18 protein-coding genes are annotated in these 24,693 nt (G+C 59.0%); 7 read left to right on the forward strand and 11 right to left on the reverse strand.

Translation table 11 applies throughout. The annotated features are described in order from the left end of the window. Window positions 1-21: 21 nt before the first annotated feature. The 4 genes from proB to ABJO75_RS26090 all read right to left on the reverse strand — a co-directional run bounded on the left by proB (window position 22) and on the right by ABJO75_RS26090 (window position 6,327). On the reverse strand, window positions 22-1,128 hold the full coding sequence (proB, locus tag ABJO75_RS26075; RefSeq protein WP_348125387.1) for a glutamate 5-kinase: 1,107 nt from the start codon (window positions 1,126-1,128) through the stop codon (window positions 22-24). Continuing rightward, a complete protein-coding gene (obgE, locus tag ABJO75_RS26080) occupies window positions 1,116-2,150 on the reverse strand; it encodes a GTPase ObgE (RefSeq protein ID WP_348125388.1) in 1,035 nt (344 codons plus the stop codon). Before obgE ends, proB begins: the two co-directional genes overlap by 13 nt. A gap of 171 nt (window positions 2,151-2,321) precedes the next feature. Then, window positions 2,322-5,771 (reverse strand): transcription-repair coupling factor, encoded by a 3,450-nt coding sequence (gene mfd, locus ABJO75_RS26085; protein ID WP_348125390.1) that lies wholly within the window; start codon window positions 5,769-5,771, stop codon window positions 2,322-2,324. A gap of 28 nt (window positions 5,772-5,799) precedes the next feature. Then, a complete protein-coding gene (locus ABJO75_RS26090) occupies window positions 5,800-6,327 on the reverse strand; it encodes a component of SufBCD complex (RefSeq protein ID WP_348125392.1) in 528 nt (175 codons plus the stop codon). Window positions 6,328-6,439: 112 nt separating this feature from the next. Here ABJO75_RS26090 and hemB point away from each other — a divergent pair, with 112 nt between their 5' ends. From hemB to ABJO75_RS26105, 3 genes are all read left to right on the forward strand, one after another. After that, the gene (hemB, locus tag ABJO75_RS26095; RefSeq protein WP_348125394.1) at window positions 6,440-7,438 is read left to right on the forward strand and encodes a porphobilinogen synthase; all 999 of its coding nucleotides are present in this window, start codon (window positions 6,440-6,442) and stop codon (window positions 7,436-7,438) included. A 228-nt stretch (window positions 7,439-7,666) separates the two neighbouring features. After that, a complete protein-coding gene (locus ABJO75_RS26100; protein ID WP_348125396.1) occupies window positions 7,667-9,286 on the forward strand; it encodes a M10 family metallopeptidase C-terminal domain-containing protein in 1,620 nt (539 codons plus the stop codon). A 179-nt stretch (window positions 9,287-9,465) separates the two neighbouring features. Next, window positions 9,466-10,056: a YSC84-related protein gene (locus tag ABJO75_RS26105; RefSeq protein WP_348125398.1), complete on the forward strand. Its 591-nt coding sequence runs from the start codon at window positions 9,466-9,468 to the stop codon at window positions 10,054-10,056. 84 nt (window positions 10,057-10,140) lie between these two features. Here the strand turns inward: ABJO75_RS26105 and ABJO75_RS26110 are convergent, their stop codons facing one another. Then, window positions 10,141-11,013 (reverse strand): NAD(P)-dependent oxidoreductase, encoded by an 873-nt coding sequence (locus ABJO75_RS26110; protein ID WP_348125400.1) that lies wholly within the window; start codon window positions 11,011-11,013, stop codon window positions 10,141-10,143. 113 nt (window positions 11,014-11,126) lie between these two features. Between ABJO75_RS26110 and ABJO75_RS26115 the strand changes: the two genes are divergently transcribed. After that, window positions 11,127-13,595, forward strand: a complete 2,469-nt coding sequence (locus ABJO75_RS26115) for a penicillin acylase family protein (protein ID WP_348125402.1) — start codon at window positions 11,127-11,129, stop codon at window positions 13,593-13,595. 23 nt (window positions 13,596-13,618) lie between these two features. Here the strand turns inward: ABJO75_RS26115 and hflX are convergent, their stop codons facing one another. The 4 genes from hflX to trkA all read right to left on the reverse strand — a co-directional run bounded on the left by hflX (window position 13,619) and on the right by trkA (window position 18,176). Further along, the gene (gene hflX, locus ABJO75_RS26120) at window positions 13,619-14,890 is read right to left on the reverse strand and encodes a GTPase HflX (protein WP_348125404.1); all 1,272 of its coding nucleotides are present in this window, start codon (window positions 14,888-14,890) and stop codon (window positions 13,619-13,621) included. Further along, window positions 14,890-15,129 carry an RNA chaperone Hfq gene (gene hfq, locus ABJO75_RS26125; RefSeq protein ID WP_027260655.1) on the reverse strand — a complete coding sequence of 80 codons (240 nt, stop codon included), beginning with the start codon at window positions 15,127-15,129 and terminating at the stop codon, window positions 14,890-14,892. Before hfq ends, hflX begins: the two co-directional genes overlap by 1 nt. A 129-nt stretch (window positions 15,130-15,258) precedes the next feature. After that, on the reverse strand, window positions 15,259-16,797 hold the full coding sequence (locus ABJO75_RS26130) for a potassium transporter TrkG (RefSeq protein WP_348125406.1): 1,539 nt from the start codon (window positions 16,795-16,797) through the stop codon (window positions 15,259-15,261). A gap of 2 nt (window positions 16,798-16,799) precedes the next feature. Continuing rightward, window positions 16,800-18,176 carry a Trk system potassium transporter TrkA gene (gene trkA, locus ABJO75_RS26135; RefSeq protein ID WP_348125408.1) on the reverse strand — a complete coding sequence of 459 codons (1,377 nt, stop codon included), beginning with the start codon at window positions 18,174-18,176 and terminating at the stop codon, window positions 16,800-16,802. A gap of 105 nt (window positions 18,177-18,281) precedes the next feature. Between trkA and ABJO75_RS26140 the strand changes: the two genes are divergently transcribed. The 3 genes from ABJO75_RS26140 to ABJO75_RS26150 all read left to right on the forward strand — a co-directional run bounded on the left by ABJO75_RS26140 (window position 18,282) and on the right by ABJO75_RS26150 (window position 20,967). Then, window positions 18,282-18,767, forward strand: a complete 486-nt coding sequence (locus tag ABJO75_RS26140; RefSeq protein ID WP_348125410.1) for a hypothetical protein — start codon at window positions 18,282-18,284, stop codon at window positions 18,765-18,767. Window positions 18,768-18,904: 137 nt separating this feature from the next. After that, entirely contained in the window at window positions 18,905-20,305 is a 1,401-nt protein-coding gene (locus ABJO75_RS26145; RefSeq protein WP_348125412.1) for a selenium-binding protein SBP56-related protein, read from the forward strand. Between the two features lie 2 nt (window positions 20,306-20,307). Continuing rightward, window positions 20,308-20,967, forward strand: coding sequence for a hypothetical protein (locus ABJO75_RS26150; protein WP_348125414.1), 660 nt, complete (start codon window positions 20,308-20,310; stop codon window positions 20,965-20,967). Between the two features lie 30 nt (window positions 20,968-20,997). On the opposite strand, the gene ABJO75_RS26155 is transcribed toward ABJO75_RS26150, so the two are convergent. Both ABJO75_RS26155 and ABJO75_RS26160 read right to left on the reverse strand, forming a co-directional pair. Continuing rightward, a complete protein-coding gene (locus ABJO75_RS26155; RefSeq protein WP_348125416.1) occupies window positions 20,998-22,413 on the reverse strand; it encodes a sigma-54 dependent transcriptional regulator in 1,416 nt (471 codons plus the stop codon). Continuing rightward, window positions 22,410-24,659: a PAS domain-containing sensor histidine kinase gene (locus ABJO75_RS26160; protein ID WP_348125694.1), complete on the reverse strand. Its 2,250-nt coding sequence runs from the start codon at window positions 24,657-24,659 to the stop codon at window positions 22,410-22,412. The genes ABJO75_RS26155 and ABJO75_RS26160 overlap by 4 nt, the downstream gene beginning before the upstream one ends. Between the last annotated feature and the right edge of the window lie 34 nt (window positions 24,660-24,693).

Below are 24,693 nucleotides of genomic sequence, written 5' to 3' on the forward strand. Positions count from 1 at the left end.
TCGAAACCGCCAATGAGGTATCTAGAATGCCATATCATCGCGGTGGATCAAAGCGGCCCGGCCCGGATAACCTAGCCGGCCTTCAATATCCGAGGATTTGCACCCCATGATAGTCCGTGATTCCGACGCGGTATAGCGCGTAAGTCCCTGCCCGATCTTGTGATTTTCCGGGTCGGTGATCTCGACCGGATCACCCCGACCGAACGTACCAGCCACTTTGACGACTCCAGCAGGCAGCAGGCTCTTGCCGCGGCTCAGCGCCTGCGCGGCCCCCGCATCCACGGTGACCATCCCCCGTGGCTTCATCGCACCGATCCAACGTTTGCGCGCGGCCTGCGGATCAAGCTGGGCTGTGAACCAAGTGGCATTCGCGCCATTTTCAAGCGATTGCAAGGGGTTGAAGATCGAACCTTCGGTAATCGCCATGGCGCAACCACCAGCCGTTGCCATTTTGGCTGCCATCAGCTTGGTCTTCATCCCACCTTTGGAGAGGCCAGACCCTGCATCGCCTGCCATCGCCTCGATCTCGGGCGTGATGGTGTCGATCTGTTCATAGCGCGTGGCATCCGGATCCGTCGCGGGGTTGGCTGTGTAAAAGCCGTCGACATCCGACAACAGGATCAACTGGTCCGCACCAACGGTCACGGCAACCTGCGCCGCCAGACGGTCGTTGTCGCCATAGCGGATTTCGTCCGTCGCAATGGTATCATTCTCGTTGACGATCGGCATCGCTTGCAGTCCGAGCAGCGTTTCCAGCGTGGCCCGTGTGTTCAGATACCGTCGCCGGTTTGCGCTGTCTTCCAGTGTGACCAAGACCTGTGCCGTGGTGATGCCATGTGGGGCGAGCACCTCTTCATAAGCGCGGGCAAGGCGGATCTGGCCTACCGCTGCAGCGGCCTGTGACTGTTCCAGCGCCAGATCGCTGGCTGGCAGCCCTAGTGCACCGCGTCCCAAGGCAATGGACCCGGATGACACAAGGATCACATCCGCCCCGCCGCGCTTCAGCCAGGCCACGTCATCGGCAAGTGTTTTCAGCCAATCCGCCCGCAGTGCGCCAGTGTTGCGATCAACCAGCAGTGCCGATCCGATCTTGACGACGACACGTCGGGCACTTGTCAGGGACGCCACGGTTCCGCCTCGGTATCGGGCTTGTGGCGCAGCCGATCCGCGTCAATTTGCGAGCGCAGGTTGCGCAGCACGTCCTGCACACCCTCGCGGCTCACCCCTGACATGGTCATTACTGAACCGCCCGTTGCCTGCTCCAGTTCCGCAAGTGCAGCGGCACGTTCTTCGTCATCCAGCGCGTCGATCTTGTTGAGCGCGGTAATGCGCGGCTTGTCCGCCAGTTCGCCGCCATAGGCTTCAAGCTCGCCGATGATGGTCTGGTAATCCTCAACGATGCTCTCGGACGTTCCGTCCACAAGGTGCAGCAGCACGGCACAGCGTTCTACGTGCCCCAGGAAACGGTCACCAATGCCGCGCCCTTCATGCGCTCCGGCAATCAGACCGGGAATATCGGCAATGACAAATTCAACGTTATCAACGCCTACGACGCCAAGGTTCGGGTGCAGCGTGGTAAACGGGTAATCCGCGATCTTGGGTCTGGCATTTGATGTTGCCGCCAAAAACGTCGATTTCCCTGCATTGGGCAGCCCAAGCAATCCGACATCGGCGATCAGCTTCAGGCGCAGCCACAGCGTGCGTTCAACGCCTTCCTGACCGGGATTTGCCCGGCGCGGTGCCTGATTGGTCGCGGATTTGAAATGCAGGTTGCCAAACCCACCGTTGCCGCCACGCGCCAGTTGCACGCGCTGACCGACTTCGGTCATGTCGGCGATGACGGTTTCCTGATCCTCGTCCAGAATCTCGGTCCCGACCGGAACGCGCAGCACGATCTGGTCGCCATCCTTGCCAGTGCGCTGACGCCCCATGCCCGGCTGGCCATTCTTGGCAAAGAAATGCTGCTGATACCGAAAATCGATCAGCGTATTCAGCCCGTCAACGGTCTCGGCCCAGACCGAACCACCATTGCCGCCGTCACCACCGTCGGGACCGCCATATTCGATATATTTCTCGCGGCGGAAGCTGATACAGCCGTTTCCACCTGCACCAGACCGGATATAGACCTTTGCGAGGTCCAGGAATTTCATAACTCTAACACCTTATTTTCAAGGGTTTGTGACCTCTGACCTTACCACGCACGGCAGTTTGGTCTTGCGTTGCATCGCTGTGCCACATCGTTCGGTCCCGAGGCAAGGGGCTGTGCAATGAATGATCGTCAATGGCCGTTTCTCAAAACCCGGCCTGATCGCTTCAAATCCTCACCCTGCCTTCTTCTTTTTGATCACCTTTTCCGCAAGATCGCGGGCGATGGCAAAGGCGCCCTTGATCTTGTCGCTGTCCTTTTTCCAATCGCGACGCACGACGATCTTGTTGTCGCGCACCTTGGCCATTCCGCGCTGGTCTTGGATAAACGAGACAAGCCCCTCGGGGCTGGCGAACTTGTCGTTGTGGAACTGGATCGTCGCGCCCTTGGGGCCACCATCGAGTTTGGAGATGCCCGCACGCTTGCACATCGCCTTGATCCGCACCACCAAAAGCAGGGTGTTCACCTCTTTGGGCAGCTTTCCGAACCGGTCAATCAACTCTGCGGCAAACCCTTCGAGTTCGACCTTGGTCGAGAGCGCAGACAGACGGCGATACAGACCAAGACGCACATCCAGATCCGGCACAAATGTCTCCGGGATCAAAACCGGTACACCTAGGTTGATTTGCGGCGCCCATTGATCGTCTGCGTCGCTCAGACCTTCAAGCTCACCGGCCTTGATCTTGGCAATCGCCTCTTCCAGCATGGATTGGTAGAGTTCATAGCCCACATCGCGCATCTGGCCGGATTGTTCTTCACCCAGCAGGTTCCCAGCCCCGCGAATATCCAGATCCTGACTGGCCAGTGTAAACCCTGCCCCCAGCGTATCCAAGCTCCCCAGCACGCGCAGGCGTTTCTCTGCAGTGGCCGTCAACTTGGCGCGCGGCTTGGTGGTCAGATAGGCATAGGCGCGGGTCTTGGAGCGACCGACTCGCCCCCGAATCTGATAGAGCTGCGACAGACCAAACATGTCCGCGCGGTGAATGATCATCGTATTGGCGGTCGGAATATCAAGGCCGGATTCCACGATGGTCGTCGCAAGCAACACGTCGAACTTGCCATCGTAAAACGCGTTCATCCGGTCATCCAGCTCGCCCGCCGCCATCTGACCATGTGCGACAACAACGGTGAGTTCGGGCAGTTGCTCTTTCAGAAAGGCTTCGATTTCCGGCAGGTCCGAGATGCGCGGGACCACGTAGAACGATTGCCCCCCACGATAATGTTCGCGCAACAGCGCCTCGCGGATGGTTACCGCGTCAAATTCACTGACATAGGTGCGGATCGCCAAGCGGTCGACCGGTGGCGTGCCGATGATCGACAGATCGCGCACACCAGAGAGTGACAGTTGCAGCGTCCGTGGGATCGGCGTGGCGGTCAGGGTCAGCACGTGCAGGTCGCTGCGCAGCTGTTTCAGGCGTTCCTTGTGCGTGACGCCGAAATGCTGTTCTTCGTCGATGATGAGAAGCCCGAGGTTCTTGAACCGCACGCCCTTGGCCAACAGGGCGTGGGTGCCAATGACGATATCCACGGTTCCGCGTGCCAACCCGTCGCGGGCAAGCTGCGCCTCTTTGGCGGAAACGAATCGCGACAATTGCCTGACCTGAAAGGGAAAACCGCGAAACCGTTCTGCAAAGCTCGCATAGTGCTGGCGGGCCAACAGGGTCGTGGGGGCAATAATCGCCACCTGAGCACCGGACATCGCCGCGACAAAGGCCGCGCGCATTGCCACCTCGGTCTTGCCAAAGCCGACATCGCCGCAGACCAGCCGGTCCATCGGCTTACCGCTGACCATATCGCCAAGAACGTCAGCGATGGCCGCAAGTTGATCGTCGGTCTCCTGATATGGGAACCGGGCAGAGAACGCCTCCCAGGCGTGATGCTCGGATTCCAGCACCGGCGCCTTGCGCAGGGCACGTTCGGCGGCAACCCGGATCAGCCGGTCGGCCATCTCGCGGATACGTTCCTTGAGCTTGGCCTTTTTCGCCTGCCAAGCACCGCCGCCAAGACGGTCGAGCAACCCCTCTTCATGCCCGTATTTCGAGAGCAATTCGATGTTTTCAACAGGCAGGTACAGCCGCGCGTCTTCGGCATAGTCCAGCAACAGACATTCATGTGCTGCACCGGCGGCGGTGATGACTTCCATCCCCTGATAGCGTCCGATGCCGTGATCGACATGCACCACCAGATCGCCGGGGCTGAGTGATTGGGTCTCAGTCAGGAAATTCTCGGCCTTGCGGCGCTTGCGAGCCGTGCGGATCAGCCGGTCGCCCAGCACGTCCTGTTCGGCGATCACCGTGAGGTTTGCGGTTTCAAACCCGTGCTCCAACGCCCAGACCGCCAGATGCAGCCCGCGTTTGCCGATGCGTGGCGCATTGGGGATGGCGATGGTCTCGGCCAGACCTTCATCCTCAATGAGCCCGGAGAGACGTTCGCGCGCACCTTCGGAATAAGACGCGATAACAACCGGACCCACCTGCATTCTGGCGCGAATATGATCGGCCAGCGCGCCAAAAAGGCTGATCTGTTCCTGTTGCCGCTCGGGCGCAAAATTGCGGCCGATGCGCCCGCCCGCGTCGATGACGCCCGGTCCTGTCGCTTGCGGCAACGGGTGGTACTGCAACACGCGTCGGTCGGCGATGGCGTCCTGCCACGCCAGGTCCGTCAGGTAGAGCAATTCCGGCGGCGCAGGTTTATAGACGCTGTCGATCCGCGATTTTGCCTGCATCGCCAGTTTGCGGGTTTCGTACTGATCCTGAATGCCCTCCCAGCGGGACAGCCGCGAGGGCGTTACCTGATCGTCCTGCGTGACTGCGACACCGGGCAGATAGTCAAACAGTGTTTCCAGACGGTCGTGAAAGAACGGCAACCAATGTTCAATCCCCTGATGCTTGCGTCCGGCGCTGACGGCTTCGTATAGCGGATCATCGGTGCCAACTGCCCCGAATTCGATCCGGTAATTCTGACGGAACCGGGTGATCGCCGCCTCGTCCAGAATGACTTCGGAGACCGGGGCCAGTTCAACCACGTCCAACTTTTCGGTCGTGCGCTGGCTCACCGGGTCAAAACGACGGGCCCCGTCCAGCACATCGCCGAACAGGTCGAGCCGCACCGGCCCACCCTCGCCCGGCGGATAGATATCGATGATTCCACCGCGGATCGCATAGTCGCCCGGCTCCATGACGGTCGGGCTTTGGCTGAAACCCATCCGAACAAGGAACTGGCGCAGCGCGGTTTCGTCGATCCGGTCTCCAACGCGCGCGGTAAAGGCAGCGTCGCGCAGGACATCGCGGGCCGGCACCCGCTGTGTGGCACTGTTGAGCGTGGTCAAAAGGACGAATCGATCGGGCATCTGGTGTACCAATGCCGCCAGTGTCGCCATCCGCGCCGCCGAAATGTCCGCATGCGGTGAGACGCGATCATAAGGCAGGCAATCCCAGCCCGGAAAGGTCATGACCGGCATGTCGGGCGCAAAGAATGCCAACGCCGCCCGTAAGGCCACGAGACGCTTGTCATCACGGGCGATATGAATCACCGGGGCGTTCTCGCGCGCGACCTCGTCGAGGATAAGTCGCGCGTCAAAGCCTTCGGGGGCTCCGCCGACGGTGATATGTCCCGATGGCTTCATCTCTTTCTGCTCCGCTCGGTTTGCTGTCTTAGCCGCCCAGGACGCCAATGGTCAGGTTCTGGTACATGCCCCAGAGCGCCGTGAAAAATATAGAGATCATCCCGATCACCTGCGTAAAGAACCGGTGCCGTGCGAGACGTTTTCGCAATAGCTCGCCCTTGGCAGACTCCTGTTCGATCCGGCGGGCGGTCGCAAAGCTCATCGCCCCGACCAGTGACATTGGAAACATCAGGAAAAGCACTGCTTGCGCAAACTCCATCCGATACCAGAAGCCCAGCATCGCGAGCCCTGACAGCATGAAACAGGTCAACCCCAGAAGCCAGATGCCCGAGACCCGTGCGATATAGAGCAGCCGATTGACGTTGACCCGCGTGATCGTCTCCAGATCCTGCTCGGCCTGTCCGCCGACACGCCGGGCGCGTAGAACCATGTCAAAGGGGACACCGATCACCCAGTGGCTGGCCGACGACCAGAACACGGCGAGAGCGATCCAGAACCATAGGTTCGAGAAGGACCGCATGTCGATCAGTTCGAATATGGATGTGTACCAATCCACGCGCTGTCCTCGGTTCCGCTTGTCGGCTCGATTTGCAGGCGGACCCGCGTTGCTCTTGCCGATGACGGCATTCCATGCCACCCAATGACGGATTGTTCAAGGAGAGTGCGCCATGAAACCCACCGTTGCCCCCTTTCCCGCGGCGCGCCTGCGCCGGACGCGCCAGTCTGCCGCGCTGCGCGGCCTCGTGCGAGAAAATGCGCTGTCGGTCCAGGACCTCATCTGGCCGATCTTTGTGCGTGCGGGCGTCGGGATCGAAGAACCGGTTCCATCGATGCCCGGCGTGATGCGTCGCAGTGTCGACAAGGCGGTCGTTGCCGCCCGAGAGGCTGCCGATCTCGGCATTCCGGCGATTTGCCTCTTTCCGTACACTGGGCTTGAAGAGCGGACAGAAGACTGTGCCGGGGCGTGGGATCCGGACAATCACACCAACCGCGCCATTCGCGCGATCAAGGCTGCGGTGCCCGAAATCGCGATCATGACCGACGTGGCGCTGGATACCTACAACATCAACGGCCATGACGGGTTTGTGGTTGAAGGTGAAATCGTCAATGACCAGACCGTCGAGGCCCTTGTAAAGATGGCACTGGCGCAGGCCGATGCCGGGGCGGACATCATTGGCCCCAGTGACATGATGGACGGGCGCATCGGTGCAATCCGTGCCGCTCTTGAGCACGCAGGACATCAGAACGTGATGATCCTGAGTTATGCAGCAAAATATGCCAGTGCTTTTTATGGCCCGTTCCGCGATGCGGTGGGCGCTTCGGCCGCGTTGAGTGGGGACAAGAAGACCTACCAGATGGATCCCGCCAATTCGGACGAGGCGCTGCGCCTGATCGAACGCGATCTGAATGAAGGTGCCGACATGGTGATGGTCAAACCCGGCCTGCCCTATCTGGATATCTGCCGTCGCGTAAAGGATAGCTTTGGCGCTCCGACCTTTGCCTATCAGGTCAGCGGCGAGTACGCGATGATCCGGGCGGCGCAGGAAAACGGCTGGATCGATGGTGAACGGGTGATGATGGAGAGCCTGATGGCGTTCAAGCGCGCGGGCTGTGACGGCATCCTGACCTATTTCGCCCCTGACGCAGCGCGATTGATGAGCGCTTAGGCACTTGTCACCCATTTGTGAGGTCGTTGTGCCAAGGTAGGAGATCCACTACCTTGTCTCTAATCGGGAATCCGGCACATTTGTGTTGTGGATGCCCGGCCGGTTATCCCGCTGGGCGGGCTTTGTTTGTATGTGCGTCGGTTATTTCTCCGATGCTTCTGTAGTTGGTTTTTAATAGGCGGTATGCATCATGTTTTTGGATCAGTTTTCCTTTGATGGAACGGCGCCGTGAGCGGCGTCAACGCATTGGTCGGGCCGGTTCGCGCATCGGGCGATATACGTATCGACGGCATATTGCACACTCAACACTGGTTCGGTGACGAGATCACTTACAGCCTTCCGCGCCATGTCGGTGCCTACATGCCGGGGTATGGTGGCGGCGAAAATCAAGAATTTTTGCCTGCGTCGCCCCTCATGATCGACTCATTCACAAAAAGTCTCGACGCTGATGACGGCAGCGGAGCCCATAGCGGATTTGCCGTCGAAGGTTTCACTGCGCTAGACATCGCCCCCGGCCCGGCATCAAGCGCAACCATAAGATTGGCCCAGACCGGTATGGACCCATACAACTTTGGCACTGCATGGGCGTATTACCCGGGCACGTTCCAGACCTCGGGCGACGTCTGGGTTCATACCGACGTCTATGATTATACCAACCCCAGACCCGGCAATTATGCCCATCATACCCTGATCCACGAAACCGCACATACTCTGGGGCTTGTCCACGGGCACGAGGGCACTGCATTCGGCACAGTGCCCGTGGAATTTGACTCGATGGAATACACGGTGATGACCTATCGATCATACGAAGGGGCCGCTGCAGGACCATATAGCAACGAAGCTATTGGATATGCGCAAAGTTTCATGATGCTGGACATCGCCGCCCTGCAGTATCTCTATGGCGCGAATTTCGATACAAACGACGGGGACACCGTCTATTCATGGATGCCCCAAAAAGGTGACACCTTTGTCGATGGGACCAGCGCCCTCGAAGCCGCTGGAAACCGGATATTTGCAACAATCTGGGATGGTGACGGCGAAGACACCTATGACCTGAGCGCCTATGAGGCCCCGGTAACGGTAGATCTTGCGCCAGGCGAGCATTCGAGTTTTGGCGATGCGCAACTGGCGCAATTGGGGCCAAATATCTACGCAAAAGGGAACATATACAACGCCTTGCAGTACGAAGGTGATCCCCAGTCGCTTATCGAAAATGCGATTGGCGGATCCGGCGCGGATGAGATCATCGGAAACGACGCCGATAACACCCTCGAAGGCCGCTCTGCGGATGACGTGCTTGATGGTGCACGCGGAAATGATCTTGCGCTGGGCCAGTTGGGCAATGACTTGCTCAAAGGCGGAAGCGGCGACGACAGGCTGATCGGTGGGCATGGCGATGACTGGCTTTCCGGTGGCACCGACTGCGATCTCCTGCGCGGAGGTGCCGGGAACGACAGGTTGTTTGGCCGCAAGGGCGATGATGACCTGAAGGGTGGACTGGGTAACGACGTGATTGCTGGCGGAAAGGGCAAAGATCAGTTGACCGGGAATGAAGGCGACGATCATTTCCTGTTTCAAAGCATTGAAGATAGCGCGGTTGGCGCAGAAGCCGATCTGATCCGTGATTTCGAGCAGGGTCACGACCGAATTGACTTGTCACCTCTGGCTGGTTCCACACTTGCATACGGCGGCACGGGCAGCTTCCAAGCCGGACTGGCCAGCGTCACCTATTCCCACGATGCAGGCGAAACGCGGGTGCAGGCAGATTTGGACGGCGATCAACTGGCGGACATGCAGATCAACCTTACCGGGTTGATCGACTTGACCGAGGCGGACTTTATACTCTGAACGGGTCATCAAACGCGTCGCGGACCAGTCCGATTTGCGCCCGTCACGCCATAACTGGCAGCGATAAGTCGCCGAGTCGCCCCCCTTGTATCGTGACAATGCGCGAGATCTTGCGTATATTTTGCGACAAGGCCGATCAAAACGGCCAAAACAGGTAAACATTTACAGGCAAAATTAACATGAGCAGCATCATCAAAAACCCCATGCCACCTGTGGCCTTGACCCGGCGCGGATTTACCCTCGGCGCGTTGGCCGGAGCGACACTGATTGCCGCCTGCGGCAACGGAATCGGCAGTAATGGCGCCGCGACCATCGACGCGCGCGTCGATGCCACTCTGGCTCAGATGTATCGAACCTATCCCAATACGCGCGACCTCGCGGCAAAATCCAACGGCATGCTGATCATGCCGCTGGTGACCGAAGCAGGGTTCGGCTTTGGCGGCGGCTATGGGCGCGGTGCACTTCGGGTCAATGACGTGACAGTGGATTATTATTCCAATACCAAGGCCAGCGCCGGTTTTCAGATCGGGGCCAAGCAATACGCGCATGTCCTGTTCTTCATGACGCAGGATGCGCTTGAGGGCTTCCGTCGTTCCAGCGGTTGGACAGCCGGGGCCGAGATTGACTATGTGACCCCAGAAGGTGGCGAATCCGCCTCGACGGACACCAATGTACTGACGGCACCGATCTTGGCGGCGATCTTTGGTCAGGCGGGGCTCTATGCCGGTGCCTCGCTCGAAGGCGCCAAGTACACCCGCATCATTCCCTGATCTACGGTTGAACGCGCGTCGCCCTGCAAATGGGCGACGCGACAACAAGGCTCGGTTTTCTAACCTTAGTCGGGTTGAGCGCCGTCAATCTGCTGCGCGAAGTCGCCTTATCAGGCTGGACGTATCCCAGCGACCACCACCCATCCGCTGCACGTCCTTGTAGAATTGATCGACCAGTGCCGTCACAGGCAAGGATGCGCCGGTTTCATCCGCCGTGCTAAGGCAGATATCAAGATCCTTGCGCATCCAGTCGACGGCAAACCCATGTTCAAAGTGATCGTCCAGCATCGTTTCATAACGGTTGGCCATTTGCCACGACCCTGCCGCGCCCTGGCTGATCACTTCGACCACCGCCCGACCGTCAAGCCCCGCCGTTTCTGCAAAATGCAACGCCTCGGACAATCCCTGCACCAGCCCCGCAATCGCGATCTGGTTGCACATCTTGGTCATTTGGCCAGCACCACTGTCACCAATTCGCCGGCAAATCCGGGCATAGGCCCCGATGATCGGTTCCGCACGGTCATAGATCGCGGCATCGCCACCGCACATGACCGACAGCACCCCGTTTTCGGCCCCGGCCTGCCCACCCGAGATTGGCGCGTCGACAAAACCGATCTCGGCCTCTTCGGCGGCGGCATAGAGCTCGCGCGTGACTTTTGCCGACACTGTGGTGTGATCGACAAAAACCGATCCGGGCTCCATGCCCGCAAACGCCCCGTTTTCGCCAAGGCAGACGCTGCGCAGGTCATCGTCGTTGCCGACACAGGACATCACAAACTCGGCACCTTGCGCCGCTTCGCGTGGCGTGTCGGCTTGCGCGCCGCCATGCTCCGCGACCCATGTCTCGGCCTTGGCGGGTGTTCTGTTGAACACTGTCACCTCGTGCCCGGCCGTCTTGAGATGCCCGGCCATGGGGTATCCCATGACCCCGAGACCCAGAAACGCCAGTTTCGCCATGTGCTTTCCCTTCGAACCCGTTTGAAATAGATTGCGACAGTATCTAACAGGCATCCTAAGCAGACAAAATCGCCAAATGCCGACCTTGAGTCGACGATCATCGTGAGGACAGTATGAGCATCGTTTTTCGTTGGTTGTTGCGTATCGCCGCCGTGCTGATCGGGCTGGTGGTGATGATGGTCGTGCTGATCTATTATCTGGCGGGTCAATCCCTGCCCGACTATGATCGGACCGTGCGGGTCGTCGGGCCATCCGCGCCGATCGAGATCGTGCGAAACAACGCCGATGTACCGCATATCTTTGCTGAAACCGACCCGGATGTGTTCTTTGGTCTGGGCTATGCCCATGCGCAGGACCGCTTGTGGCAGATGACCACCATGCGGCGCACGGCGCAGGGTCGATTGTCCGAGGTGTTCGGCCAGCGTACGGTTTCGACCGACCGATTGTTGCGCCGGCTGGATATCTATCGGCTTGCGGCGCGTTCGGTCGGCGCTCAGGATGACCAGACTTTGCTGGCGCTGAATGCCTATGCGGCAGGCGTCAACGCCCGCCTCGCCGAGATCAACGAGGATGCTCTGGGCCGAGGTGCGCCAGAGATGTTCCTGTTCAACGCTCCGATCGCCCCATGGACCCCGACGGATTCGCTCGCCATTGTAAAGCTGATGGCGTTGCAACTGTCGGGACACGCCGTCGACGAGGTTCTGCGGGCGCGGGTCTCGCTGATGCTGAACGACCCGGCGCGGATATTGGACGTGCTTCCTGATGCGCCGGGGACAGGCGTCGCCTCCCTGCCCGAGTATTCCGAGTTGTTTCCCGGCCTGCCCCGCTATGCCGAAGCGTCGCAATCACAGCGTTCCCTCTTGTCGCCGGTCGCGGCGCGGGGAATGGCCGGGGCGTCAAATGCGTGGACGGCGGCCCCGTTTCGCTCTGCCGCCGGTGGGACGCTGCTGGCCAATGATCCTCATCTTGGTTTCAGCGCCCCGTCAATCTGGTATCTGGCGCGACTGGAGCTTGCCAGTGGTGGCGTGATCGGTGGCACCATTCCCGGCATTCCGGTGATTATGACCGGGCGCAGCGATACGCTCGGATGGGGGCTGACCTCCTCCTACCTCGATGATCAAGACCTGTTCATGGAACAGTTGAATCCCGACAACCCGGAAGAATACCTGACGCCGGACGGCTACAAACCCTTCGAAAGCCGCCCATCGATCATTGAAATCAAGGACGCACCGCCGATCACCCTGACCTTGCGCTGGACCGACAACGGACCGGTGCTACCCGGCAGCCAATATGATCTGGACACGATCACCCCTCCGGGCCATGTGGTTTCGCTGAGTTGGACGGCCCTCAGCCCTCATGACACGTCGCTGTCCGCTGCGATGGCAATGATGGAGGCAAAGTCGGTTCAGGAAGCGATCGAGCTCAACGAGGGCTATATCGGACCGGCGCAGAACCTATCCTTGATCGACAAGGACACCATCGCCCTGAAGCTGATCGGCGCGGTTCCGCGTCGGGATCCAAAGCATCAGAGCCGGGGGCGCATGCCGTCGCAGGGCTGGCGGCTGGAAAACCGCTGGCAAGGCCGGATGCCCTATGCCTCCAACCCCGAGTTTATTTCACCGCGCGGTGGCATTCTCGGCAATACCAACAACAAGATCATCGAACGGCCATTTCCGGATCACATTTCATTTGTCTGGGGCGACACCCAGCGGGTGAACCGTTGGCAGCGCCTCATGCAAACGCGCGAAGTCCACACACGCGACAGTTTCATCGAGGCACAACTTGATCCGGTCAGCTTTACCGCCCGATCACTGCTCCCGTTGATCGGGGCCGACTTGTGGTTCACCGGCGAATCCGCGCCCGAGGGCACGCAGGATAGGCAGCGACAGGTTGCGTTGTCTCTGTTAGCCGATTGGAACGGCGAAATGAACGAGCATCTGCCGGAACCGCTGATCTATGCGGCATGGTTGCGGGCGCTGAACGAACGATTGATGCGCGATGAACTGGGGCCGCTGGCGGATGAATTCAATCATGTGGACCCGCTGTTCATCGAGCGGGTCTATCGCGACATCGACGGGGCCAGCGTGTGGTGTGACGTGCGCCAAAGCGCCCCGGTAGAAACCTGTACCGACATGGCGCGCCTTGCTCTTGACGACGCGCTGTACTGGATTGGTGACACCTATGGCACGGCTCTGGAAAGCCTGCGTTGGGGCGACGCCCATCAGGCGACCCATGACCACCCAGTTCTGGGCACCGTTCCAATTTTGCGATATTTCGTCAATATCCGCCAATCGACCAGTGGTGGAGACAACACGCTGCTGCGTGGGCTGACCTCAGGCGAAGACCCCGCACCTTTTGAGAATGTGCATGGTGCCGGCTATCGCGGTGTCTATGACTTTGCGGATCCGGACAGTTCAGTGTTCATCATTTCCACCGGGCAGTCAGGACATTTCCTGTCGCGCCACTACGATGATCTGGCACAACTCTGGCGACGCGGTGAATACATACCGATGTCGCTGGACCAGGACCTTGCGCGCGCAGCAGCTGTGGGCACGACAATCCTTGAACCCAAGGAGCCGTGATTGCCGCACCGGCGTGAACGTGTCTAGAGCCCGTTGAACTGAGCTTGCTGGCGCGCGGTCCAGATCACTGAAATGTCAAACCCGTCATCGGTCTGAGTTTCGGTCTGGACCACATCCTGCTGAAACAGCCATGCGCGCTGGCGGCCTTGGGAAAAGCTCAGATGCAGGTCTTCTGCAAAGCGCGTGCCTTGCAAATTCTCGGAAATCGCGGCGAGCAGCGCGTCGATCCCATCGCCGGTAAGGGCCGACAAACAGAACAACCCATCGTCCCGCGCCGCGCGGGCCCGCAGTGCATCCTGTGTTTCGCTGTCAAGCAAATCGAGCTTGTTCCAGACTTCGATCTGGGCGCGCTCTTGATCAACGCCCAGTGAACTGAGGATCGTCTCGACATCCCTCGCCTGCTCTTCGGTCTGGGCATGGCTTATATCGCGTACATGCACGATCAGGTCGGCAGCAAGCACTTCTTCCAGCGTGGCGCGGAAAGAGGCGACAAGCTCGGTTGGCAGATCGCTGATGAAACCAACGGTATCAGACAGGATGACCTCGGGACCGTCCGGCAGCACAACACGGCGCATGGTCGGATCGAGCGTCGCAAAGAGCATGTCCTCTGCCATCACTTCGGCCCCGGTCAGGCGGTTGAACAAGGTTGATTTGCCCGCGTTGGTGTATCCGACCAGCGCAACAATCGGAAACGGTACCTTGGCGCGCGCCTTGCGATGCAACTCGCGGGTCTTGACCACTTTTTCCAGTTGCCGCCGCAGGCGCACCAACTGATCGTCAATTGCCCTGCGGTCAGCTTCGATCTGGGTTTCACCGGGACCGCCAACAAATCCGAGTCCGCCGCGTTGCCGTTCAAGGTGCGTCCACGCCCGCACCAGTCGGGTCCGCTGATAGGACAGCGCGGCCATTTCGACCTGCAACACACCTTCACGGGTGCGCGCGCGGTCGCTGAAAATCTCGAGGATCAACCCGGTGCGGTCCAAAAGCTTGAGACCCCAGGCCTTTTCGAGGTTGCGCTGCTGGACCGGCGTCACCGGCCCATCAATCAAAACGAGCTCGATTTCGGCCGCGTGAAACTGTGCTTTCAGTTCTTCGATCTTGCCCTTGCCAAAGAGCATACCCGGATGGGCCTTGGGCAAAGGTACGATTTGCCCACCTTCCACGTCCAGATCAGGAAGCGCCGCGGCCAGCGCAATAGCCTCCTCAAGCGCCGGCGCACTCGCGCGGCGATCTGGATCGGTTCGGATATCTGGATGCAGCACCCAGGCTCGGGTCGCTACCCGTTCATGGTCCATCAAGTGGCGTCTTCGCCCTCGTAAAGGCTGATTGGCTGTGCAGGCATGATCGTCGAGATCGCATGCTTGTAGACCAGCTGGGATTGCCCGTCGCGGCGCAGCAACACACAGAAGTTGTCAAACCACGTGATAACGCCCTGCAGCTTAACGCCATTGATAAGGAAAATGGTGACCGGAACCTTGGTCTTACGCACATGATTCAGGAATGCGTCCTGAAGATTCTGTCTGTCGGATGCCATACTTGAAATTCTCGCCATTGTTCTTGCCGAATGCCGCGGACCGGCATTGCCCCTAAGGCGTGAGTATGTCGTGGCACGCAGGGAACTTCCACCCAAAAAATCAGCCTGTTACGCGCGGCGTGGATCGAGCTAGTTATTGCGCCACATGCCGGGCGCAAAAAGTGCGATGATCGCCAGTGTTTCAAGGCGGCCGAGCATCATCGCGGCACACAGGATGACCTTGGCCACATCACCCAATTCGGCCAACTTGATCGGCGTTTCGGGTGCAAACTCGATCAGCGGCCCGGTGGTGGACAGCGTTGCGATGCTGAGGACGATGGCATGTTCAAAGCTGACCCCGAGTGCTGCGAGCGCGAGGCTGATCACCGCCAGCGACATCGCGAACAGCATGAAAAAGACCCAGGCGATGAACGCTCCGTTCTTCTGGATCCGGGCCGCGCGATGCACTGTGTCGACCGACGAAGGATGGACCAGTTTTTCCATCTCGCGCAGCCCGTTCAGATACAGCGCGTAAACCCGCAACAGCTTGACCCCACCCGCTGTGGTCGCAACGCCACCTCCGATGACCGACAGGCCAAGCAGGATCAGACCGGGTGTTCCAAGGCCGGACCATTGCCGCGCCTCTTGCCAGTCGGCACTTTCAAACCCTGTGGTGGTCAGAAAGGAGATCACCGTGAACATCGACCCCCAGAAGGCACGCAGCGCCAGCATGAAGTTCTCGCCCTCGGTCACCTCGAGCGATGCCAGCCAATGACGCAGGAACAACAGCGTCGGCAGACCAAAAACCAAAAGCAAGCCAATGCGGAATTCCGGATCGGTTTCGAGCCGCCGGAAGCCCGTCGTGTTGGTCGTATCGTTCGAAAATGTCAGGCGTGACAGAGCAAAGAACATGAACAGGAACAGCAGTGCCTCGCCAGCGATCCCAGAGGTCGAGCCCTCGATCCCGCCGACCGGCGAAATGCCCGATGTGGCCATGACGGACATCGCATGACACAGCGCCGTCAGCGATCGTTCGCCAGACATCAGCAGCAACACCCACAAGGTCAGGGTCAACCCGATATAGATGGGGGCAAGGATCACCGTCGACCGGAGCAACCGTTTGCGCGAGTCCGCGCGGGCAATCATGCTGGGGCCGGAGGCCGCTCGGCCAGGCTCGCCCCGTGTCGTTACCTCAAAGCCGCCAAGCGACAATGGCGCAAGGATTGCCGATGCCGCGATCCACATCAATAAGCCACCCATCCAACCGACCTGCGCCCGCCACAGGTGCAAGGGTGGTGACAACCGTTCGGGGTCGGCAAAAAGATCGGCGCCCGTGGTCGTGATGGCACTGACCATGTCGAAATAGGCATTCAGAAACGACGTTGTCTGCAACGCGTCATGCAGTGGAATCGCAAGGAACACCGGCAAAATCGCAAAAGCGAACAGCAGCGACAGAAGCTGCCCGAGGGTGCCAAAGCGCGGTTTCCGATCGCCAAGCGCCAGCCCGATAAGGATGACGCAGATCATTCCCAGCAATCCGGAATAGAAAAACGATTGTGACGCCGGATGGTTATTCCGCACGACCGCATAGGCGGCGGGTACAAACATGGAGGCCGAGAAGACGCCCCACATCAACAGGGACAGCGGCAAACGCCATAGCGGCCCGGTGGGATTTTGTTCGGCCCTCATGATCAGAAAAAGTCGATCGAGACCTGCATCAGCCGCTCGACCTCGGGCACATCATCAGCCATTGCAAACAGGGCGATCACGTCTTTTTCCTCGATCCGCAGGCCTCCGGTCGGGCGCATGACCTCGCCTTCGCGCATGATCGCGCCCACAAGGACGCCCTCCGGAAAGTCGATATCGCGGATCCGCTGGCCAGCCAGTGGTGAGGTCGACATCACTTCCGCTTCAATCACTTCGGCTTCGGCATCACCGATAGAATAGACTGCACGGACGCGCCCGTGCCGGATATGGCGCAGGATCGAGCTGACGGTGGTGGCGCGCGGGTTGATGTAGGCGTCAATCCCCAGCGGGGCCATCATTGGCACCAGTGTCGGGTCGTTGATCAAGGCAATGGCATAGGGGCAGCCTTCGGACTTGGCGCGCACCGCCGCCAGCATGTTGGTCTTGTCGTCATCGGTCACCGCCAGCATCGCATCGGCCCGGTCAATCCCAGCCTCGCGCAACAAGGTCGCATCCAACCCGTCACCATGCAGAACGATGGTCCGCTCAAGCGCATCGGCGGCCAGCTCCGCACATTTCCGGCTTTTTTCAATCACCTTGGCACGCGTGCGTTTCTGGCGTGTTTCCAGGGTCTTGGCGACCGTCAGTCCAACGTTTCCGCCGCCGACGATGACCAGTCGCTCTTGCTTGTACTGTTCTTTGCCGAAAATTTCCATCGTGCGTCCGACATCATCGACATGGGCAAAGACGTAACATTCATCACCGACAAACAGCTGATCGTTCGGCTCTGGCGCGAACAACGTGCCCTCCCGGCGCACGCCCACCACGATTGAACGCAGTGTCGAAAACAGATCGGTCAACTGCCGTAGAGGAGTGTTGATCACCGGGCATTCGTCATCAATGGCAATGCCCAGCAACTGCGCCTTGCCGTCCATGAAGGTTTCGGTGTCAAACGCTGCGGGTGCCGCCAACCGCTGCATCGCGGCAGCGGCAACTTCGCGCTCGGGGCTGATAACAACGTCAATTGGCAGATGATCGCGACGATAGAGATCGGAATAGATTGCCGTCAGATAGGACTGCGAGCGCAACCGGGCAATTTTGCGCTGGATCGCAAACACCGAATGCGCCACCTGACACGTCACCATATTCACTTCGTCTGAATAGGTGGCGGCGATGATCATGTCCGCGTCTCGCGCCCCTGCCCGGTCGAGCACGTCCGGATAGCTGGCAAAACCGGCAATCCCCTGAACATCAAGTGAATCTGTCGCGCGACGTACCAGATCAGGGTTACTGTCCACAACGGTGACATCGTTGGATTCGCCTGACAGGTGACGCGCAATCTGCCAGCCAACCTGACCGGCACCGCAAATGATGACCTTCATGCGCTTTGACCCTCGGTCCGGTGTTCTGCGTTCATTGGCATGACAGAAGCCCCCTGTAGGGTCAATTCAATTGTCACCCGCCTTCGGTTGATGCAGACTGAAACCATGAAGACACTGATGCGGATCATCGTGGCGGGACTTGTGGTTGGCGCATGCGGACCGCTGTCGCTCTACTATAAACCCGGCATACAGGTCACCCGGATGCAGTCTGATGCGACTCGCTGCGAGGTCGAGGCGCTCAGGGACGCGCCGGTGGCCAACCAGATCCGGCAGCGCCCCCCCATCTACTTTCCCGGCAACCGCTATTGCACCGGAAACGGCTGTTACTACAATCCCGGCTACTGGGCGGATGGAGGTCTCTATTCGGTTGATGTGAATCAGGACCTGCGGCGGCGCGTGCTGGACATGTGCATGGCGGAAAAGGGCTATCGCCCGATCAGCATCCCGCGCTGTTCCGCAAATGTCGCCTCTGTGGCGCCGCGTGCCGCCACCTCTACCTTGCCCGCCCTGTCGCAAACCTCCTGCGCGATACGATATGACGACGGCAGTTGGCAAATCGTAACACCGCAGGCGCCGACAGCGTCGGAGTAACGCGCCTCTACGCTCCACCTCTGTTTCTATTGACGGAGCGTCAAGAAAGATTGTTACTTGACGATAACAGCGTTCCAAAAGGCAGCATCATTACAGAACCATTTCAACGAACATCACTTTCTGGGAGGAAAAGCGTTATGAACTTGAGACCTGATCCAACGTTTCACGCCACGCCAAGACTGGCCATGGCCGCACCTGTTGAAAAGCTCGCCTTTACGCTCATGCTCAGTCCGGATGGATCGCAACCTGATGGTCTCGCCGTGGTTGATGTGGATCCGACGTCCAAAACCTACGGCAACGTCGTGCATTCGGTCATCATGCCCAACACCGGTGATGAGTTTCATCATTTCGGCTGGAACGCCTGTTCTTCCTCGCTTAGCCCGCTGACCGGACACGCGTTTCTTGAGCGCCGCTATCTGATCATCCCCGGCATCCGGTCAAGCCGTATTTACATCATTGACGTCAAAGAACCGTTGAAGGCCAAGATCCACAAAATCATCGAACCCGAAGAACTGTTTGAGAAAACAGGATATTCCCGCCCTCACACCATCCATTGCGGCCCCGAGGGCATTTATGTGTCCACCCTGGGCGGCGGAGGCAAAGATGGCACCGACGGTCCTCCGGGCATCTTCATCATGGATTGCGAAACCTTTGAAATTCTAGGTCGCTATGAAATGGACCGCGGTGTTCAGGACAAGCACTACGATTTCTGGTGGAACCTGCCTCGCGATTATATGGTCAGTTCCGAATGGGGCCTGCCGCCGCAGTTCGAAAACGGCATCGTCGCTGAGGATCTTCTCAGCAACAAATACGGTCACAGCATACATTTCTGGGACTTGCGCGGTCGTCGCAACATCCAGACCATAGACCTTGGCGAGAACCACCAGATGGCGCTCGAAATTCGCCCTGCACATGATCCTGCCAAGCAATACGGGTTCTGCGGTGTCGTGGTGGACACCACCAATTTGCAGGGAGCGATCTTTACATGGTGGCGCAATGATGATGGCACATTCGAGGCCAAGAAAACCGTCACTATCGACCCACAGCCCGCCGATGCCGAAGACTTGCCCGATCTGCTAAAGGGATTTGGCGCGGTTCCGCCCTTGGTGACGGATATCGACCTCAGCCTAGATGACAAATTTCTCTACGTTGCCTGTTGGGGCACGGGCGAGATGCATCAATACGATGTCTCTGACCCGATGAACCCTGTTCTCGCCGGTAAGGTCGAGATTGGCGGCATCGTCAAGAAGGCCCCGCATCCCAATGGCAAGGCGTTCGGCTATGGCCCGCAGATGGTCGAGATCAGCCGCGATGGTAAACGGATCTATTGGACCAATTCGCTGTATTCAACTTGGGACGACCAGTTCTATCCGGGCGAGCGCGGCGCGGCCATGGTGATGGCAAATGCCTCCGAGACTGGTGGCCTCACGCTGGACGAGGCGTTTTGGGTGGAGTTCCCCGATGGATATCGGAGTCACCAAATTCGCCTTGAGGGCGGCGACTGTTCGACCGACAGTTTCTGCTATCCCAACAGCTAGGCGTGGATGAACCATCTGTGGCAGCCCTGTGGTGGGCCGTCATCACGTCTGGTGTTTATCACGGCATAAATCCGGGAATGGGCTGGCCTTTGTCGGTCTCTGCGGCGCTCATGGAAGGGCGTCGCGCAGCGCTCGGCAAGGCGCTGCTGCTGCTTGCGCTTGGCCACTTTCTGGCGATGTCGGCGATTTTGCTGCCATTCACGATGATTTTTGCGCTGGTCGACTGGCAACGTGAAATCCGTATCGGAGCCGGCGTTCTGGTGATCGCCGCCAGCCTATACCTCTTTATCAATCGACGTCATCCGAGGGCATTGGCGCGGATCAAGCCGACCCGTCTTGCGCTGTGGTCATTTCTCGCGGCGATGGCGCATGGTGCGGGGCTGATGCTGTTGCCGATCTATCTGGGTCTGTGTGGCATCGACGAAGCAGAAGCGGGTGGGCATCGGGCAGCGGCAGACCTGATGCTGAGCAATCTGGACATCTCGTTGACCGTTGCATTGGTGCACACTGCGGCCATGACCTTATCCGGCGGGGCCATCGCCTTTGGTGTTTATACTTGGCTTGGCCTGAAGTTTCTGTCCAAGGCTTGGTTCAATATGGATGTGCTTTGGTCGCTGAGCCTTGTTACTGTCGGCACGCTGGCGATTTGGATGGCGTATTGAAGGGCGGCGATGCCGCCGCCCGATCTTCGCCTACTCTGCGGCTTCAGCGGTTTCCTGTTCCACATGCGCAACCCGCGCTCCCGATTTGCTGGATGTGACAACCCCCAGAGATTTCAGCTTGCGGTGAAGCGCGCTGCGCTCCATCCCGACGAATGACGCGGTGCGGCTGATATTGCCTCCGAACCGGTTGATTTGGGTCAGCAGGTACTCCCGCTCAAACGCCTCGCGCGCTTCGCGCAGCGGCAAGGTCGCCAAGGCCCCAGACAGAACCACGCGGCCTTCATCGGCTGGCTGCACTTCATCACCGGGCAATTCACGTGCCTCGATCGGCCCATTGCCCTCGCCCAAAATCAATACCCGCTCGATCAGGTTTTTCAGCTGACGCACGTTCCCGGGCCAGACCATTGTTTGCATGAGCGCAATCGCCTCATCCGAAATCGTCCGTTGAGGCAGCCCCTGACTCTTGTGGCAAGCCTCGATGAAATACTCTGCCAGTACAGGCACGTCCTCGCGCCGTTCTTCGAGCGACGGTACGGCGATTGGCACGACGTTCAAGCGATGAAACAGTTCTTGCCGGAAGCGTTCTGCTTGGATTTCCTCTTCCAGATTCCTGTTCGTGCTGGAGATAACCCGCAGATCGACACGGACCTTGTCATTGCCACCAACGCGATGAAACTGCTGATCAACCAATACCCGCAAAATCTTGGACTGCGTCCCGATCGGCATATCGGCAACTTCGTCAAAATAGACCACGCCGCCGTGGGCCTGCTCTAGCAGGCCGGGTTCAACGCCACGTTCGGCATTCTCGCGGCCAAACAGAACCTCTTCCATCCGCTCCGGTTCGATGCTGGCGCAATTGACGGTCACAAACGGAGCGCTGGCCCGGTTGGAATGCGAGTGGATGTAACGCGCCGCGATTTCCTTGCCTGATCCGGCCGGTCCGGTCAGCATCACGCGGCCGTTGGACTTGGTGACTTTGTCAAGGTTGCTGACCAATGTACGAAAAGCGGAACTGATGCCGATCATTTCGGCCACCGCACCATCGCGGTGCTTGAGCGCACTGTTTTCCCGGCGAAGTCGCGACGCTTCCATCGCGCGACGGATCACGACCAGAAGCTGATCGATGTTGAACGGCTTTTCAATGAAATCATAGGCGCCCTGCTTGATCGCGGCGACGGCAATTTCGATGTTGCCATGCCCTGAAATGATCACCACCGGCACATCCGGGTTGTCACGTTTGACGGCCTTCAAGATGTCGATGCCGTCCATCCTGCTATCTTTCAGCCAGATATCGAGGATCAACAGCGCCGGCGCCTCGGTATTGATGGCCGACATGCAGTCATCCGAGTTGCCCGCCAGCCGTGTGGCAAATCCTTCGTCTTCGAGGATATCACCAACAAGTTCCCGAATATCGCGTTCGTCATCGACGATCAGAATATCACTCATATCGCTCCTGCTCTTTCTGCCTCTGCCTCGCCTGCCTTGGCGGCGTTTGGTTCAATTGATGTCATGGTCGCCAGCCGGATTACCGCCATCGCGCCAAAGTGGGATTGCCCGGCAAACACCGGCGCGTCCTCAAGGGACAGCGTTCCGCCGTGCTCTTCGATAATTTTCTTAACGATGGGCAGACCCAGCCCTGTGCCCTCGTCCCGTGTGGTAACATAGGGTTCAAACAGCCGGGCCCGATCTTCCGGCAGACCAATCCCGTTATCGGCGATGGTAATCTCGCATCCTCGTCCAGATGTGGTGAGCGACACTTGTATCTCGGGAACAAGCCCCTCCGGAGCGCCGCTTTTCTGCAGCGTTTCAATCGCTTCCCCGGCGTTCTTGATCAGGTTTGTCAACGCTTGGGACATCATCGTTGCGTCCAGTTCTGCCGAAATCGGCTCCTCTGGCAATGTTGCGCTGACCTTTACATCCGGCTGGCCTGTCTGTTGCAGTAGGACCGCATCACGGACCAGTGCCACCAAATCCTCTTTCCGTCGATCAGGCTCGGGCATTCGGGCGAATTTGCTGAATTCGTCCACAATGCGGCGCAGGTCGTTGGTCTGACGGACGATCACATCGGTCATCGCCTCAAGCTTCTCGCGCTCTTCGCCCGCGACAGGGCCGAACTTGCGCTTGATGCGCTCGGCGCTTAGCTGGATCGGCGTTAGCGGGTTCTTGATCTCATGCGCAATCCGACGGGCCACGTCGCCCCAAGCCGCCATTCTCTGGGCACTGACAAGATCTGTGACATCGTCAAAGGCAACCACATACCCTTCAAGGCTACCATCTGTCTCGCGCCGGGTCGACATCCGCACAAGCAGATTTTCCATCCGGCCTTGTCGCGACACCTTGATTTCGCTTTGCGCAACCTCGCCGGTTCCGGTTCTCAGGGTTTCAAACAATGCTCCGAATTCCGGGACGGCAACGGTCAAGGCAACTTCCTGTTCGTTTCCTGCCCAATCCAGAAGGCGTTCTGCAGACCGGTTCACGAATGTCACCTTGCCATCAGGATCAAGGCCGACAACCCCCGAGGTTACCGAAGTCAGAACGGAATCAAACAACCGGCGGCGGCGTTCGATCTGGCGGGTATTGTCCAGCAAACGCTCTCGTTGGCCTTTGAGCTGATAGGTCATCTGGTTGAAATACCGGCCAAGCAGAGCGATTTCATCATCACCGGCCTCTTCGTGCACCTGAACATCCAGATCACCTGCACCGACCTTTTGCGCAGCAGTCGTCAGCCGTCCGACAGGTCGGCTGAGCCGTTCAGCGAACCACAGACCAGACCAGATTGCCGCCAACACGAGGATCAACGCAAAGCCGAGATACAGCAGCCCGAATTCAAACAGCACGCGGCCGCGTTCATTTTCCAATTGCTGATAGAGCACCACGGTTTCCTTGGTCTCGTCCAGCAGACTCAGTATATCGCCATCAACTTCGCGGCTCACATAAAGGTAACGGTCTACAAATGTCTCCAGCGGCAGAAGCGCGCGAAATTCGTTGTTGTCCCAGTCCTGAATAATCAGAATGTTGTCTTCACTGGCTTCGGTCAGTTGCGCGGGTGTCGGACGTTCAAAATCAAACAGATAAGAACCTTCGCCCCGCGCCCGGATTTCGCCTGTTCCATCAATGACATAGGCCTCACGCAACCCGCGCTGAATCTGGGCCTGTCCTTGCCCGAGAAACTGGCGCAATTCGGCATCGTTCACAAAAACATTGACCTGTCGCGTGGTCGCAAGGAACCGCGCCAACGCGAGCGCATCCTGCGCCAGGTTTTCACGATGTTCCTGCTCATAGGCCTCGGCCGCCGACAACGACGATCCAACAACCTGACGAACGCGTTCGGAAAACCAGCCCTCAAGTCCGATATTAACGGTCAAACCGGCAAACACCGCGACGATCACGGTGGGGATCAGGGCCAGCAGCGCAAACACCGCCGTCAGCCGCAGGTGCAACCGCGACCCCGCTGATCGCGCCCGCCGCGCCGCGATCAGACGCGCCACTTGCCCAAGCACAAGCGTCGCCACGACTAGAATATAGACCAGATCCGCCAGCAGGATGAAACGCAGCGCCGGAGAGGACGCGTGTTGATCAAACGGCCCCAAAACCATGAACGTGGCCAACGCAAGCGCAGGCCCCAACAGCACCAGCCCCAACGTGCCCGCATTCTTGGCCCGTCTGGTCTTGCGCCACCGGTTAAACGTCAGGAACGGCCTGTTCTGTGACCGGGTTGTCACGTGT

It is taken from the genome of Sedimentitalea sp. (assembly GCF_039973035.1).
Lineage (GTDB): Bacteria > Pseudomonadota > Alphaproteobacteria > Rhodobacterales > Rhodobacteraceae > Sedimentitalea.